Consider the following 15,400-nt stretch of genomic DNA (forward strand, 5'->3'; position numbering starts at 1 on the left):
ATTGAATTCAAGCCCACGAGGAGGAAATAGTTACTTCCACTTCAACCGGAACTTGCTGTAAATATAGAGTTCCAGCTTCCACCATCACTTTTTTTAGAAGGCGAGTGGTTCTTTTTAAAGTTACCTTTGGACACTCTAACAAAATTTCGTCATGTACCACACCAATCAACTTCGCTCCAGTCTTGGGTAAGAGCTTAAACAGACGAGCGATCGCCACTTTCAACATATCAGCCGAAGTTCCTTGAACAGGGTGATTTAGCAACTCAGAAAGCCTGGGTTTCTTTGCCCACCGTCTTCTGCGTCCGCCAATTGTACGGATTTGCTTGATGTCTTTGACGTACACCGTTTTCCTGATGCTGTCGTGCCATCTTCTGACTCCCGAATAAGCTTGGAAAAATCGTTTTCTGAACTCTTTAGCTTCGTCCAAGGTTAAAAAAACCTCGTACTTTTCCTCAGCATAAGCTTGGAGTTTGGCAGCACCCATGCCATAAATTAATCCGAAATTAACTGATTTAGCTATCCGTCTATCCTCTGCCGTTACCTCCTCTAATGCCTTACCTGTAATCAAAGATGCCGTTAAAGTATGCAAATCTTCGCGTTTAGCGTAGGCATTCAGCATTCGGCGATCGCCAGATATTTCAGCGACAATCCTTAGCTCGATTTGGCTGTAATCTGCTTTAATAATTTGATATCCGGGAGCGGCAATGAAGCACGCACGCATCCCATTTGCCGTACAATTCCTGGGAACGTTTTGCAAGTTTGGCTTCTTGCAACTAAAGCGTCCAGAACGAGCGCCGCATTGCCGATAGCTGGGGTGAATTCTCCCCGTTATCGGGTGAATGTGTTTGGGCAATGCCTCAGCAAAGTTGGAACACAAAGATGCTAATTTCCGATAATTCAGTAGCAACTGGATAATCGGGTATTGACGAGCTAGAGGAATAAGTTCGCTCTTACTTGTTGACTTAATTGGAATGTTGAGAGCCTGAAGAGCACTTAAAACTTGTACAGACGAACGGGGGTTTATGGTTTCCACCATCTCTGGAAATAGCGAAAGTTGTGCGCTAGGGGCTGGTTTAAGACCGGCTTTCACTAATTCCACCAGCGTAGTCTGCTTTTGAGCTTCCAGTTCCTCGCCCACCAAATGCCAGTGTTTTGCATCCAGTAACATTCCATTTAGTTCCATTTGGGCTACAGCAGGCATCGCTTCAAATTCAATTTGGGCGGTTTCTAGTAACCCAGCATTCTGAAGTTTTGAGATGAGTCGCGCTCTAAGTTTCAGCAGGACAGCAGCATCTAAAGCGGCGTATTCTAACTGAGAAGCTGATAACTTACCTCCGAAATTGCTCGACTGTAGGCTTTTGTCAAGTTTGATTCCTAAAAATTCAAGAGCGAGGGATTGTAGATCGTGGTCTTTCTTGAGTCCAGATCGCAACACCTGACTCGCTAGCATGACATCAAAAAATGGGCCAGACGGTCTAAGTCCAGCTATTTCTAGTACCTGCCAGTCGAACTTACCATTTTGAAATATTTTGAGCGCACGGCTGTTTAGAAGTGCTTTTAAAGGCGATAATTCGCGATCGGCAAAAGCAGCTAGATCGACAATTATCACTGGGCGTTGGGGAACAGCTATTTGGATGAGTCGGATGCGTTCTGTAAGTGGATCTAGGCCGGTGGTTTCTGTGTCTATGGCTATAACACGAGCTTTTATTAAAGGCGAGAGGACATCATTTAGTCTGGAAAAGTTTGTAATCAGCTCGTATTCCACAATAGGATTTTTGGCGAAGGGTGGGGAATTATTCATGGGAGTAGAGGGGTTTTAAGGTAATAGTTTTAGTCGTAAAATTGATAGAACTAGCGGAGATATTGGGGCAGATATTCGGTATAGAACGCTAAGTTACATTCTTAATATTTATCTCGAGACAAAGTAAGAGTGATTTGTTGAAGGGTAAGTTGTGCTGTCCCCACTAATAAAACGGTATAGTGGGGAAGCAATCGTCTACTTTTTATCTATTACGACTAGGTAGCTCTCAACAGTAACCGGGCGATCGCTCCCCCAAAAGATTTCTAAGGGAAGTTCGATTAACTTGGCTGACGTGCGCTTAAGAAAGGCTCGAAATGCTTGCGATCGCGGATCGCCTCGGACATTCATGGAATTGCTAACAACACTTACCAGGCGTCCAGAATTGCCTAGAAAAAGGTTATAGGCACGTTGTATGATATCTAAATCAACTCCTTTGATGTGGGGCGTAGAAAATGGGGGATTTGCCAAAATTCTGCTATATCGCCTCTGCGGTTCAGTTGTTAAAAAGTCACTTCCAACTAGATTGAACCCTTTTTGAAACAGAAGTTGTTGTAGCAGCGGGTTTATTTCAATTACATCAACGATTGCACCCGCTCTAACCATAGCCTGCGCCAATAAGCCGTCTCCTGCTGTTGGTTCTAAGGCGTAGATTCCTGAAATGATTTGAGCTTCTTCAATCATAAGCTCAATTAGCTCTGGGGGAGACGGAAACCAGGAATAAGGTGGAGCTTCTCGGATTCGCTCATATAGTATTTCTGCAAGCAATGAAGTATCTTTCATTTTAATTTTGCTGCTATTAGGGCTATAATTGGCGAAAATTGCTTTTTTCTCGTGGTTAAAATAAAGTCAATTGCCCTTCAACTTTTGACTTATCTTTTGGTGACTTAGCTGTTACCATTTCTGTCGGTAAATCTGCATCAGCGCTTTTATCTTGGGACAATTTACGTTTGCCCCAGCCTTGGGACGCTGCATGGCGGACAACGCTTTTCCTAATTGCTCTAGCTAGATGGTGATAATCATTTTTGATGCTGTCAAAGTTCACCGCTGAAAATTCAGATAATTCGGATAAATTGTAACCATTTGGTAGCCGATTATGTCTTGTCAAGGCGTCTTGTGCTGCCCACATATAGACGTTGTAATAACTGTGGTGCAGAGGAGCTTCAAATGTGGCTCCCATCATATACGCCACGACTTCTGTGGAAGTGCAGTAATTCCCTACAATTCTGTTGCTGTACTCCTCTAGAATCAAATCGAGCCTATCGGATAAGCAAGCCGTTTTCAACCAGTCAGGTATGCTTTCTGACCAGGGGGTTTTGTGTAAAACTAATGGGCCTGCATAGTAACGTAAAAGGGGAAGGGGAATTCCGGTCAATTCCAGTAGCACGGCTATTAAGTCGCGGTGCATACCCATCTGGGCTAATAGCTTCAGCTTTTCCAAAATGCCGGACTGAGGTTTTACAGGGTGAGTGGTAATTTCTTCAAGTAATTCGGGCGTTAACAGATTTAGCTGAGTCATATCTTTGTGAAGGATAATTGTGTGACGAATGAAGGTCAAAAAAATCGCGTAGCGAATTCAGTTACAGGGATTTGCGCCGTCTGTTGGGCAAACAATTCGGCAGAGATACGCGCCTCTATATTTCTGAGTAATTTTTACCCACCTTGCTGGATGGAAGGCGGGCGAAATTAAAAGCAATTCCAGCGCTATATTTTGTTTCGTGCAATAGCACTAGGTCTTGGTTGTTTGCAGATAGGCTGCGTCGATCGCCGCCGTAGCCTATCCGCCGATAGGCGGTAGTTTAATTACGACTATCGGATGAAACCCCTACTCGTTATCCCTAGCTACGCTTAATTGTTGATTCTTACGACTTTGTAGCTACATAATTTATGAACGATCCAAACAATATCTGTGGCAATGAACCAGGTTACAGCGCTGATGGCTATGCTGTTAGCGGCTGTGAAAGTAACCCGTGCGAATCCTCCCTTAACGGATATCGAAGCAACGGTTATAGCAGTCAGCAAACAGAGGGATACGGGGTTCCAGACTACTTTGCTGATGGCTATCGAGAAAACGTTTTTGAAGGCGATTTGAATTTAGCAGATACTCCGTGGACGGAGACGGCTGCTAACCCTAACCCCTATTTTAAGGGAGCTGTAAATGACGCTAATTCCTATCAAAATCAAACAGCTACTTCTCATTTCTACGGCAGTGACTTAGAGCTGTAGTGCTTCAGATGGCAGGCTACAAATCGCCTGTATGAAACTTCTCATTTCGGGGACGATGACTTAGAGCTGCAGTGCTTTACGCCGAGGCTGCTCCATGTAAAGCCTTGGTTGACTGCTTTATTTATTTTAAGAAGCGCAATTGCAGCCTCATCAAGTTCGGTGGGTTCCTTTCTCCCACTTAATTGCTTAACTTTTGTACAGTATCCTCAACCAATAACCAAAGTTTTTTGCACAAACATGAGAAGAATATTATCAACAAGATTCGGGCAATTATCAGTATGGTTATTCTCTTTAGCCTTAATAGTTTCCATTTTGTTTGAGCAACCAATATTTGCTACGGCACGAATTCCTGCTGATACAACTGAAATGCCAACCAAAATTTTAGAAATACCAGGGATGGACAGGCAAGGAAATCCTACTTCAATTAACGCCCTCTTGCCAGATTGGACACAAATTTCTTTTTCTCAAATGCCACCCATCAGTCAATCGGGAAGCCTTTCAGCGGGAGAGTACAAGCAGGCAGTTGGCTATGATTTGAGCCGAAGTTGGACAGCAGGGCAAACTCCTGACCAGTACATCATGTTGGGCGATATCAGCCAAGCTTTGCAACCAGAATTGTTATCCTTTGGTTTTGTTACACAGCAAGCTGGTCTGAATTTAGATAGCGTAGCTTTAAGCGCATTTACTTTAGTTGCCAAGCAGTCGTTAAATCAGTTAGTTCAGGCTATCCCTATTCTCGGTCAATTTAAAGTCGCAGAGATTGCGCCGGTGGCGGGACTGCTAGCAACAAAAGCTGCTGGCATTGATGTAGCCGATCGCACTCTAGAGCTGGTTCTCAGTTCCAATCCACAATTAGGTCAGTTGAAACTGGGAGAAATTGACCTGTCTCAGTATTCAATGTCTTCGATTCCGAACTTAAGCAGCGCTCAACTTGGCGCGTTTTCAGATTGGCAAACGACCTTAATTAAAGACGTACCTGGGCTGAATGCTTTACCTCTGTCTAGCTTTCCCAATCCAATAGCAGAATTCGGCAATTTAGTAATGAGAATTGATGCGATTTATGGCCCCGCCGAGCGACGGCGAACTAAGACGATATCAGGCTCCGACGTTCAGGGATTTTCAGTTAACTGCCAAGAAAATGATTGCGCTTATATCGAACTAGACGATTTGGAGAATTCAGGTCGGAACGCTCGCGGTTCGCTCGAAGGCAAGCAATGGATTAGCGGTAAGTACCAGGAAGTGGAGGGCGGATCGGGCTGTCTTAAAGGTGTCAACGGTGGCAAGGAACCTACGGGAAGATTGCCTTTTGGCAGTGCTTTTAAGGTAGTGGTCATGGAACCGGACGAGCAAACCGATACCGTTGATACGGCTATATTCTTCCGATTTTGTTCGCCTTGCGGCTGCTCTCCTTATTTCATTGGCCCAGTACCTTTCTTCACCTATCGGGTTAATTCTCCCATTTTCGTTGGGGCGCTGGAATCGTCCTCTGGCGGCTCTTCCTCTGTACCAACTGGGGCAGTTCGCGGCGGAGTATCTTCTCCTGTTACAAAAGGCGTAGCTACAGCAGCTAATATTAATGTTCCTTGTCCTCCGGGTAGCACTGCACCAGCGCCCGTGTCAGTTGGCAATGTTCAAGGAGTCAATGTTCCCGCTTTATCGGAAGCGATCGCCAATATCGAAAGTAGCGGTTCTTATGAGACTGTCGGCGTTCATGTTTGCGCTGATGGTGGCAAGAATTGCGGGGTTCCGTTGGGCAAGTACCAGTTTATGAGCTACAACGAGTACGCTGCTAGTTCAATTTCATCTAAACCAGAAGGCGAGCAATTTTTAGCCAAGTTACAAGGGGGTTATCAACCCACTCCCACAGAACTTTTTCAATTTTTTCCACCTGCCGATCAAGAAGCTGTTTTTGCTCAAAGTCTCGCTTCTAAGCTGAATGCCACCTCTCAAGAAAAAGACCCTACTACTGGAAGTTTTTTTAGTGGCGATCGCCTGATTGAGCGAGTAGCTCAAAAGCATTTCGGGGGCGACTATTCCAAAGTTGACGGCTCTTCAACCGATATATTCGGTCGTTTAACTCTCTCAAGTTACGGACAGGATGTTTTGAGGCGCTATCGAGAGGGAGGTAGGGCGATCGCGGAGTCGAATGCTGCTGCTTGCGTTCCGACTTTCAGTGCGGCGCAATCCTCTAATTCTGCGAGTGCTGCCCCCAGCGGCGGTCAATCCACGAGTCAGTATATCAAGCCTGCGAATGGGCCAGTAACCAGCCGCTTTGGGATGCGGACTCGTCCGGTTTCCGGGGTGCGGAAAATCTATAACGGCATTGGAATTGCCGGCTCAATGGGAAGTCCGGTAAAAGCTGTTGGCGGCGGGGTTGTCAAGACAGCGGTGTCTAACTGCCAGGAAGGGTTAAAGAACTGCGGCGGTGGCTACGGCAACTGGATCGAAATTGAGCACGGCAACGGTCGCACAACTCGGTATGCTCATCTGCGCGAGGGTTCAGTGAAACTCAAAGTTGGCGATCGTGTTTCTCAAGGTCAGGTCATAGGCGGATTAGGCAGCACTGGGACAACGGCAGACCCTCGCTTGCACTTTGAAACCCGCATTAATGGAACGGCTGTTAACCCATCTCAAGAAGGAATTTGAATTAAACGGAGATGTTCTGCACCATGATTTCCTTGAAAAAACGGACAATTATGTTGAAATTTACCTGGGGCTTGCTAACAGCTTTTTTGGTTTATTTGTTGAGCAGTTTATTCACCCATCCCCCAGCTTTTAGCCAGCCGACTCGGAACGCTGATGTCCCTTCAGCTTGCCTTCCAGTTGGTCTGGGGAGTCTCAGGACAGAGTTTGTAACTGAAGTAACAGATGGCAGCACTCAATATCGCTTGTTCGATGCCTATTTGCAGGGAGATGCCGTGCCTTTTTCTGTATTGGTTTCTCTCCAAGGGAAGCAGTGTAGCTTGCTTTATTCCAACCCGACAAACGATTTTTATCCTTACAGCCACACTGTCAAGCTGCCGATAGCAAGGCAAATCGCTCTGGGAGAATTGCGTTACTCCATCAACAAGGCAGGGAGTATTGATAAGTTCCGCTCTACCTTGCAGCCGAATTTGGGAGAATCCACTTGGCAGTTTTCGGAAGAAGAGCTTTGGGCATTTAAGCAGGTTGGCATTACTGTTCCTTCACTTAGTAAAACCAGCAAAGATAAGTGAGATATGTTCGCTTTAATAAGACTCCTACAAGCAAAAATCAAACTTTTGCTTAAAGCGGACTTAATAAATCTGCCTGGTGTCTTTCATCACCGGATTTAGTAAATCTGCCTGGTGTCTTCCATAACCGGATTTAGTAAATCTGCCTGGTGTCTTTCATCACCGGATTTAGTAAATCTGCCTGGTGTCTTTCCTAACGGGATTTAGTAAATCTGCCTGGTGTCTTTCCTAACGGGATTTGGAATGACATCTACATAGAAATAATTCACGGAGGTTAAAGCAATGTTTAGCAAAAAGCAACAACTAACTTCAGGTTCAGAACACATAGGGGAGCCACCAATCATAGCTGCAAATAAAAAATTATTACTGTTTTCTCAACCTTCTCATAAGGAACTCCCAAACCCCGCTTCTAATTCCCTAAATAATTCTCGGTCCAGAGTATCATCGTTTTTATTTATTGGGCGGTGGTTCCGCTTTGGAGTGGTCTTGTTCTTGCTGTTATCGGTGTTGTTAGGAACTGCTGGTTGCACCCCGAGTGCTACAACGATTTCTTGGACACCTGCTACTAGACTCATCCCTGTTGAAACTGTTCAAGGCATAGTTGCCGAAAATTCTGACCTGAACCCCCAGAATTCAGCATCAAATGTGTTGGCTTGGGCTGTAAACGGACAAGCAGGCAGGTTAGTTATTTTTTATTTTAACAGCCCTGGAGTTTGTGGGGCGGGAGGTTGCTTATATGCTGGGTATTTATTCAGAAAGAATGTTCCTCCTCATCGTGTATTTGCTAGTTATTTCAACGAAAACTTGCCACCTAATAAACCGCTACTTCAAGTAGTAAGTGACCCCTCAGAAACCTCTGATTTGCCTTGCTTGCAAGTACAGCAGCCGTCACAAAATGGTATTCGGCAGTTGTTTTATTGTTTCAACGGCCGCCAGTACCAGTTAGCTAACAGTTCGTTGATTGAGCTTCCTAATAAAACAGTTCCTTGATTGAGCTTCCAAATAAAATGAAATAAGCGACTTTAAAGTATTTGAGCTTGGCTCTTCGTTAGCGATCGCCTGTTCCGCACCAATAAAAAAATGCCTCGCTCCCTAACTGGATATGAGGCACTTCTTCAAAAGTAACTAACCGAGGCTGTTAGTCATCTGCTTCCGCATCAAAATCATCGTCGAACTCCTCTTCTTCATCAAAATCGTCCAAATCATCCTCTTCTTCTATTACTTCAGCGGCAATTTTACGAGGGGATTTATGATTGGCGGTCTGCTTTTTTCCATTTTCTACTTTACGAGCAGCGGGTGGCAACACTTGAATTTGCGGTTCGGCTGTACCTGGTAATGCAGGAGTTTCAGTGAATCCGGCAATGATATCGTGCAGTCCCCAAATCGCATTTTTATGCTGCGGGCGTCCCAGATATAGAAAGGGGAAATTATCAGCAGTTGGCTTAGTATAGCTGACAGTTTTGCAACAGTAGCTCTTATTAGAGCCTTCACCTTCTTTAACTCCTTTGAATTCCACCTCTAGGATACCGAGGCTTCGCCATTTATCGGTTTTCCCGCTGAAAGGAATTTGGAAATAATCGGCGAATGCTTTTTCCAACAGACGGTAGAATTCGTCTCTGGCTGCTTTAAAGCTCCAAAGCGCAACATTTTTAAATCTGACGACAATAGGCGTGCTGTGTCTGGGACGATTGTTTTCATCCAAGAAGACAATGGCGTGTTCGCTAACAACATCCATTATCTTTTTATCGAGTTGAGCTTTATACTCTTCGTACAGCCCGACAACACTACCGCCTAGATCGGGAACGTCATTCTTGTAACGAATGTATTCAGGGACGAATCCCAGCACGCATAAGTGGCATTTAGAGAACAGCAGGCCTGTAACATCTTCTGTTAGTCCAATTGTAGTCATTTCCTCTTCTGTTGGCATGACAAACCAATTGGCTTTTTCTAGCTGCTCCTCTGGAATTAATATTCCCGCCACTTGTTCGTTGATGACGATGCCATAGGGCAGAATTGGTCGCCTTACTTGATTGTGACCGGGTTCTAGGAGTTCGGGGTCAATTTCAAAATCAAGGTCTTCTGACTGATGTGGGATTGTGCCTTCAGTCATCCCTGCGTTATTTGAGCTTTTTGCTTTAGCTTTACTATTGGTTTTAACCATTCTAAAAGTTTGTGACATTGCACTTCCTGCAAGGCGGTAGCCTTACCTTTAAAAAGGGTAAGAGGTAGCACAGTTAAGCCTAGTAATTTTGTCAAAAAAATTTAAAAGGCATAAAAAAATTAACTGGTAGTACAGAACTACTGCATCGTGAGGAAGACTAATTAAGTGTGCAAAAAAAAGAACGATTGTGAAAGCGCTCGCGCAGCTTCAGCAATTTCTGAAGTTGCGCTATTATCAGAATCAAGCACTCACAATGCTTTTAATTTTCTCGCTGCCAATATTGGGCGCTATCGACGCTCGGTAAAGCGTTTATTCCTATTGTCCGCAGTAGAGGTAGCCCTTCAACAAAGTTGATGGCTCCTTTCAAACCCGCGATAGCATACAAAGAAGCTGCATCTGCTCGTTCAGATAGACTAGCATTGGCTTCTTCTAACAACTTTGTTAGATATTCAGGAACCTGTACGAGAGCGCCATCAATACAAGCAAGGGGGACAAATTTAGTATCGGGAGCTAGGATTTTTGGTTTCAAAAATGGCAGTTCGCGCTGGAAAGTTTTTGGAGTGCGGCGACTGTTTGTTACAGGCGATCGTTCTGGTTTGCGCCTACGCCACCGCTTGGCTCGGTAAAAACTCCCTTTCAATAATGGGGGCTGGCTTACCATCAATACAGCTTCGTGAAAGGGGAAATTCATCTGTTCTCCTTCCTGAATTTTCACCTCTTCTAAGTTAGATTTTGTCAACCAGTCAGGCGCCAGCGGACAGTGAGGGTAAGACACGACTTTAGAGTTGTAGGTTAAGTCGGAAAGCAATTTGCCCGTTCTGGATAGTCTGGCGTTAAGATAATGCCACTTTAATCCAGGTAGATAGGCTCCTGAATATTTTACTTCAACGGCTCCCATGTAGATCCATTCTGTACGTTCTAAAGTTAGCGAAATGTCGCCTCTTCCTAGTTTGATGGTGCTGCGTTTTAAAATTTCATAGTCCGGGTGTCTCTTCAAAAGCTCTGACAGCCACTCTTTTTGTTTCTTGTTCACGGTAAAAAAATCTTTCAATAATTTTGCTTCCTATCCTGTTGACTGCGTTAGCAGGGATAATATCAAGTGCTGGTTGTTTTCTACCGAAAGTTAGAACTGTTGGCTGTAATTGCTCGTTCCCAAGACTGAACTAACACTGAGTAATTTTGATTTAAGGTTACTTATCTGCCAACACTAAGTTGTAGCTACAACTGAGGACATAGTTAATTTATCTATAGACCAAATATTGAATTCAGATAGATACTTATGAATTTTGAGATTAAATTTTTGATAGCACAGGCTAACTCTACTCCAGTTCTCGCTCAAGCCCAGAGGAGAACCCAGCAACCCACACCCCTATCATCAATTGACTTAGGCGGTCTCTTCCAACAATACAATAACCCGGATGGATATCTAACAATAGGAGCGCTGATATTCCTTCTCTTACTGTCTCGGTTTCTAGGAAATGGAAAGGGCAAAATTACCACTGGCAAGGTGTGCGGAACTTCCGAAAAAATGGCAGCCACTCAGCTTGCGTTGAAACAAATTAAGGAACGCAAGCATAATAAAGTCACGCTATGGTGTGGCAGTCCTCGCTATTGGTGGAAGGGGAAAAAACTTAAAGGTTTTGTTACCACTATTCAGACAGCTTTTGGTTCTCCTCCCACTGTTTGGCTCCCTCATGCAGAACGGTCAACTTTAGTAATTGGAGCACCTGGGTCGGGTAAAACTTTTTCTACAATTGATAGGGCGCTAGAAAGTGCAATGGTGCAAGGATTTCCGATTATTCTATACGATAAGAAAGGCGCTCAGCTCAAACTCCACGCACCTCTGGCAGCGCGGTATGGCTACCAAGTGTCGGTATTTGCACCGGGAGAACCTTATTCAGGCATCATTAATCCCCTCGACTTTATGAAGTCCCCTCAAGATTCGGTCATGGCTGGGGAAATCGGTCAGGTTATTAATAGAAATGCGAGTGCAGGCAATGGAAAAAGTGATGAGTTTTTCTCTAAAGCTGGAGACTTATTGGCTAAAGCACTCCTTCAATTAGTCAAGGGTTCTAGGTATCCAGACATGGCAATGCTCTATGCAATTTTGAGGTTGCCAAATTTGGTAAAGCGGATTGACTATGCGGTTCAATCCCGTCGAATCGATGAGTGGGTCGCTACCAGCTTCAACCAATTTTTGAGCGCTAAGGAAGCAGAAAAAACTATTTCAGGAATTCTGACGACAGCGGCCGGAACGTTCAGCAGTTTTATCCAAGCTGACCTGTTGCGAGCATTTTTGGGAAAGTCGGACATCCCGACGAAAATAGAAGGCCGACAGATGATTATTTTCAAATTAGATGACGAACGGCGCTCCGTCGTGGGGCCTCTGCTAGCAGCCGCGATTCACCTCCTCGTTGTGTCCAACTTAAGTCGCCCTCGGAAAGATCCACTGGTTATTTCACTCGATGAATTTCCCTCCATTCGATTGGATCGGATGCCGCAGTGGATTAACGAATATCGCTCGAATGGAGCTTGTTTCATTCTAGGAATTCAGAGTTTGGAGCAACTGTACGAAGGGTACGGAGAGAAAATGGGGGCGGCGATCGCCTCTGCTTGCAGCACTCATATTTTATTCAATCCGGGTAACACTGATACTGCAAAAAAATACTCCGAACGCTACGGAGAAAAAGAAGTTTTGCTGAAAAGCAAGTCCACCAGCCGTTCAATGGGCGGCCAATCTCAAAGCAATCAATCTATTAGTTGGAACGAGTCGCTTCAAAAAATGCCGCTGTTTTCGGTGGACGAAATTTTGCGGTTCCCCCAGGGCCGGTGTGTAATTACGAACCCCGGCTACAGTTCCGGCGGCGAGGGGTCAATTCCTTACGCGCTGACTATACCTATTCCCAAAGCAGACTTGCAGCGGCAAAGCGAGAGTGAGGCTCTCTGGGATACAGAGGTCAGGTTCCGGCTGGAGAGTCGGGTGCAACTTGCAAGTCTTGACCAGCTTACAGCTGCTTTGTACGATCGCATTGAGGAAGCAGAACGGATGCTGCCTCTGCCAGACGCCGGAGGTAACGTTCCATCCCAATCGCCGATGCCGCCAGCTTCAGGCAAGAAATTTGGCTCTGACCCGCTAGACTCAGTTGTCAGTAAAACTGGGCGTTCTAGGCGGGTTTTTGCCACTGGCAGCATTGGCAAGCGCTAGCGGGAGTGTGGCAGCCAATGGAAAATTTTCCATTGACCTTGACCTGGAAGTTGGGATCGATTCGGATAGCAAAAGCCGCGATCGGATTCTGAGCGGCTGCGATAATAGTCTAAATCTCTACCTCTGGAATTCCCTCAATGTCGAAATGAGTGAGGGGCGCGCAAGCAGGCGGTGATGTTCTTCGAGCAGCAACAGGCCATCTCGCCTGTCCTGCCAGCGCGGACGCGAGCCAGTCTTTCGCCTGCGCGTGTTGCCGGCTGTCCCAACTGATTTCATGCCTCGTCCCCGGATGGGCGGGGTGCAGTGCTAACACGGTTAGCTTGATATTTTCTGGCGACAGCGAGAGAGATTCGGCTGCTGTCCACAATTTTACTCGGTCAGACCAATTTAATGCAGGATGGCGGATTGCCCATTCAATTAAATGGACGGATTGACGTTCAAGAAAAGCTGCATTGGCGTTGATTTGTACGCATACATCTTTATTAAGCCTAGCGCTAAACTGAGTATCGACTAAGAATGTAGGAGGTTCCCATTCAAATACCTCTGGAAATAGCAAACTAACTTCCATAATCCACTCATCCACTTTTGGATTCGCAAGTAGCAGGGGTTCAGTTGGAAGTTTCAAGAAAGTTTGTTTCATTGTTAGTTGAAATTCCTCTTGTTTCAATTCAATGGGAACTGCTAGTTGTGTCGGATTGGCTAGAAAACTTAAATCTGTGAGGGTGATTAATTGCATAGGTGGGTAAGACAGTTACAGCCTACCCAGAAGGCGCGACGCTAGTCGCCTGCATGCTATTTATTGATAATGAATATTTTGGTTATCAAATATTTATAAATAAGAGTTGAGCGACCTCAAGAAAAATACTCACGGGCGATCGCCACTTGAGAGGGTTTCGAGTACAGGGAACTTCAGTTTAAGGGCGATGTCTCAATGCCTGCGACTACGCCATTGCTGCCCAGGAACATTGTTAATAACCCTCTCAAGCAGTCATCATGCTTGTCGAGGTTAAGGAGCCTCAACGATTGACCTATCAAGGTTTCAGAGGCGTTGTCACCCGCGTCAGACCCGGAAGCGAAAAAACGAGCCAAACAGTTATAGGTTGCACTGCTCGGCTATGGTAGCGACGAGTTAAACTGCGACGCAGCAGCACTCAATGCTGTGCGATCGCACATTCAAACTCATTGGCAAACAGATCATCGGTTAGTGCCAGTAAAAAGGAACCTTACTACAAAGCCTGCTCGATCGCCCGCCGCGCCAATTCCACCTGTTCCACAGCATCCAGATAAGCTAGCGCTGCTGCATCCCAAACCACTTTTCTCTGCATCCTGTTCAAGACGATTTTCCCAAACTCGTACACCGTGCCGAAGCTTTGCAGCCTGAGAATCCGCTCAGCTATTGAGCAAAAACTCGGCGTTGGGTTCAATATCGCCACCACATCCGATTGAAGGAGCGATACCACCTCTGAACCCATATCGACTTTCAAAGTCGCTCCAACTTCCACAATCCGGCCCCAAAAACCATTCCACTTCCTTTCCGCTATTTTTTCTTTAGGAATAAAAGGGATTTTGACAATAACCCATGCCCCCGCGTTGTCTGAACCAAAGCGCGTTTTGACTCCCTCACCCGTAATTGGTTCGCAAGGAGTGCAAGTTTTACATTCTCCACCGCAATCGCTTTCTTGAACCGGCTCGCTACTAATGCTGCCCTCGGTTTTCTTCGAGGCGGAAGATTTTCTCAAAGCACCCTTAATCAGAGCTTTAGCTTGTTTCGGGGTTTTCGCTGCTCCCGACGAGATCGCAGCCAACGCCACTACTCGCTTGTCCTCCTGCATCTTCGCAAGTTGATACCCTACATCTATGCTGTGGTCATTAATAATGTCCAACCACTTTGCAGCCAATTCGGGGCGATCTTTCTTGAGCTCGTCGGCAGCTTTGACGGCAATGCGCCCTTTCCTGTAGTTCCGGCCGCACCCCAAGCCGACTATAGCCGCCACAATATTTTCCGTCAGTTCCATTTCCCTTGGAGTCAGACCTAAGTCGATCGGTTTCAATGGAAAATTTTCCATCAGCGGTTGCTGGTTGTCCGACGGCGGCTCTGCTGAGTCAGCAGCTTCGTGGCGAGCTTTCTTGGCAGCATGTCTGTTCCTCAGCTCTCTAGCTATAGGCTCCACAACAATTCCTTCCCGAATTCTCTGTACTGGACTTTGGTGGCGGTGGCGGTTTTCTGCCACCAAGACGAAGAGCTCGTCATCTTCAGTCTGGAAGGGGCGGACAATAACTGGGACAAACTTCCAGCCCAGCGCGGATAGCGCCCTCCACCGCCGATGGCCGCTAACGATCGTGCCATCTGTTTTGACGGTCAGCGGTTGGACGTAGCCTTTGAGTTGGATCAACTCTACCAGGTCAGCAATACTTTCGGTGCACCCGTAAATTTCCTCATTGCGAGGGTGAGGCTTGAGTTGGTCAAGACCAATATGCTGAATCGCGTCGCTGACTGAGAGCGACACAGTTTCATTTTTATTCATTTGGATAGCCCTGGTTGTTTATTTGGGGATTGGGGCTTTGTACCTTTGCCTGCTAAACCCAATAAGGTTTCCTAACAGAAAGCTGGGGTTATTCTCTGTCGGGGCGGCGCGGGCTGTATCGGCAGGTCGCCTTCACTGTCAAAAGGTTCGCTGCTTTTACATCCTTAGAATAGCATATTTCTTAAACTAGCAATGCGCTACATAATGGTATAAACAAAGACTATTATGTTTAAAAATTTTTAAACAATTATTGATTAATATGACAGCGTTTCT

General features: G+C 45.7%; 12 protein-coding genes. 5 read left to right on the forward strand and 7 right to left on the reverse strand.

The genetic code is table 11. The features are described 5' to 3' along the window. Nucleotides 1-7 precede the first annotated feature (7 nt). The 3 genes from QUB10_RS06395 to QUB10_RS06405 all read right to left on the reverse strand — a co-directional run bounded on the left by QUB10_RS06395 (nucleotide 8) and on the right by QUB10_RS06405 (nucleotide 3,317). Entirely contained in the window at nucleotides 8-1,801 is a 1,794-nt protein-coding gene (locus QUB10_RS06395) for a bifunctional 3'-5' exonuclease/DNA polymerase (RefSeq protein ID WP_333200550.1), read from the reverse strand. A 195-nt stretch (nucleotides 1,802-1,996) separates the two neighbouring features. Further along, entirely contained in the window at nucleotides 1,997-2,581 is a 585-nt protein-coding gene (locus QUB10_RS06400) for a class I SAM-dependent methyltransferase (RefSeq protein WP_333200552.1), read from the reverse strand. Between the two features lie 55 nt (nucleotides 2,582-2,636). After that, nucleotides 2,637-3,317, reverse strand: a complete 681-nt coding sequence (locus tag QUB10_RS06405; RefSeq protein WP_333200554.1) for a hypothetical protein — start codon at nucleotides 3,315-3,317, stop codon at nucleotides 2,637-2,639. A gap of 368 nt (nucleotides 3,318-3,685) precedes the next feature. On the opposite strand from QUB10_RS06405, the gene QUB10_RS06410 reads away from it, so the two are divergent. The 4 genes from QUB10_RS06410 to QUB10_RS06425 all read left to right on the forward strand — a co-directional run bounded on the left by QUB10_RS06410 (nucleotide 3,686) and on the right by QUB10_RS06425 (nucleotide 8,226). Beyond that, complete coding sequence (locus tag QUB10_RS06410; protein ID WP_333200556.1) at nucleotides 3,686-4,024, forward strand: hypothetical protein; 339 nt, start codon at nucleotides 3,686-3,688, stop codon at nucleotides 4,022-4,024. Between the two features lie 366 nt (nucleotides 4,025-4,390). Beyond that, on the forward strand, nucleotides 4,391-6,670 hold the full coding sequence (locus QUB10_RS06415; protein ID WP_333200558.1) for a M23 family metallopeptidase: 2,280 nt from the start codon (nucleotides 4,391-4,393) through the stop codon (nucleotides 6,668-6,670). A gap of 50 nt (nucleotides 6,671-6,720) precedes the next feature. After that, a complete protein-coding gene (locus QUB10_RS06420) occupies nucleotides 6,721-7,239 on the forward strand; it encodes a hypothetical protein (protein ID WP_333200560.1) in 519 nt (172 codons plus the stop codon). Between the two features lie 279 nt (nucleotides 7,240-7,518). After that, a complete protein-coding gene (locus QUB10_RS06425) occupies nucleotides 7,519-8,226 on the forward strand; it encodes a hypothetical protein (RefSeq protein ID WP_333200562.1) in 708 nt (235 codons plus the stop codon). Nucleotides 8,227-8,374: 148 nt separating this feature from the next. Here the strand turns inward: QUB10_RS06425 and QUB10_RS06430 are convergent, their stop codons facing one another. Further along, nucleotides 8,375-9,415: a DUF5895 domain-containing protein gene (locus QUB10_RS06430; RefSeq protein ID WP_333200564.1), complete on the reverse strand. Its 1,041-nt coding sequence runs from the start codon at nucleotides 9,413-9,415 to the stop codon at nucleotides 8,375-8,377. Between the two features lie 241 nt (nucleotides 9,416-9,656). After that, nucleotides 9,657-10,430, reverse strand: coding sequence for a hypothetical protein (locus QUB10_RS06435; RefSeq protein ID WP_333200566.1), 774 nt, complete (start codon nucleotides 10,428-10,430; stop codon nucleotides 9,657-9,659). 246 nt (nucleotides 10,431-10,676) lie between these two features. Between QUB10_RS06435 and QUB10_RS06440 the strand changes: the two genes are divergently transcribed. Continuing rightward, nucleotides 10,677-12,602, forward strand: coding sequence for a type IV secretion system DNA-binding domain-containing protein (locus QUB10_RS06440; protein WP_333200568.1), 1,926 nt, complete (start codon nucleotides 10,677-10,679; stop codon nucleotides 12,600-12,602). 109 nt (nucleotides 12,603-12,711) lie between these two features. Here the strand turns inward: QUB10_RS06440 and QUB10_RS06445 are convergent, their stop codons facing one another. Together QUB10_RS06445 and QUB10_RS06450 are read right to left on the reverse strand one after the other, a co-directional pair. Next, complete coding sequence (locus tag QUB10_RS06445; protein ID WP_333200571.1) at nucleotides 12,712-13,338, reverse strand: hypothetical protein; 627 nt, start codon at nucleotides 13,336-13,338, stop codon at nucleotides 12,712-12,714. A gap of 490 nt (nucleotides 13,339-13,828) precedes the next feature. After that, nucleotides 13,829-15,127 carry a ParB N-terminal domain-containing protein gene (locus tag QUB10_RS06450; protein ID WP_333200573.1) on the reverse strand — a complete coding sequence of 433 codons (1,299 nt, stop codon included), beginning with the start codon at nucleotides 15,125-15,127 and terminating at the stop codon, nucleotides 13,829-13,831. Between the last annotated feature and the right edge of the window lie 273 nt (nucleotides 15,128-15,400).

The sequence above is a fragment of the Microcoleus sp. B5-D4 genome (assembly GCF_036705145.1).
Classification (GTDB): Bacteria; Cyanobacteriota; Cyanobacteriia; order Cyanobacteriales; family Microcoleaceae; genus Microcoleus.